Genomic DNA, 912 nt, shown 5'->3' on the forward strand with positions numbered 1-912 from the left:
GGTGAGGGCGGAGGCGATAGCGTCGTAACTGAAGCCGGCATTCCTGTCTCGGACAATGCGGCGGACCACCGAAGCCGATGCAGCTCTAGGCCTTCCAATTCTCTCGCCTCTGCGCTTCTTGGCGGCAAGAGCGGCCTTCGTACGCTCGCTAATCAATTCACGTTCGTACTGCGCGAAGTTGACTAAGTTCATCGCCATCATCCGGCCCGCTGCTGTGGTCAGGTCTACGCCGAGGTCCAGAATCACCAGCGACCAACCTTGCGCCTGTGCTGACTCGATAATGTTGGCTGCGTTAACGATTGATCTACTTAAGCGGTCCAGCTTTGCGACCACAAGACCGTCTGCTTGTCCAGAAGCCAACAGTTGCAACACTTCCTGCAGCTTCGGGCCGATTATCTTGCCGGATACGCCTTCGTCTGCGAAGTGCTCCACGGTCCAGCTGCGTCGTGCGGCATGGCTATTGATGGTTTCCCGTTGTGCCTCTAGTCCGTTACGCCTGTCGGCCTGTTCGTCGGTGCTTACGCGCGTGTAGCCAAACATCAACGGTTGCATCGGTTCTCGTGCGTCTGCCTTTGTCGGCATCTCCTGTGTTCCTTCCTGGTGTGGGGCGTAACCGAGCGGTTGCGCCTTACGCCTTAAGTTTTAGCTGACCGGGTACAACAGTGGCTACAATGCCTGACCTGGGCAAACACGGCCATCACGGCGGGCTAGTGCCTGTGTTGCCTGTAACGCTTGTGCGGGCTCTCTAGCTCCCGAAGCGGCGGCAAGGTGCCAGCTTGCCGGTTTGCCTGATTCGCCATTTGTATTGCCGCCAGGCCGGTGATGTGTCCTTCCGGGCGTGCTGGCGCTGCCGTCCGGCGTGCCTCATGCGCGGGCTCACTCGCCGCGTCACGGTCGTCCTGGGGCGGCCTG

The 912-nt window shown here is 60.0% G+C and carries 1 protein-coding gene; it reads right to left on the bottom strand.

Annotated elements, in window-relative coordinates; translation table 11 throughout:
• A partial coding sequence (locus A5791_RS05075; protein WP_067232146.1) for a recombinase family protein occupies window positions 1-552 on the bottom strand: 552 nt, incomplete at its 3' end.
• Between the last annotated feature and the right edge of the window lie 360 nt (window positions 553-912).

Source organism: Mycobacterium sp. 852002-51163_SCH5372311 (assembly GCF_001667115.1).
GTDB lineage: Bacteria > Actinomycetota > Actinomycetes > Mycobacteriales > Mycobacteriaceae > Mycobacterium.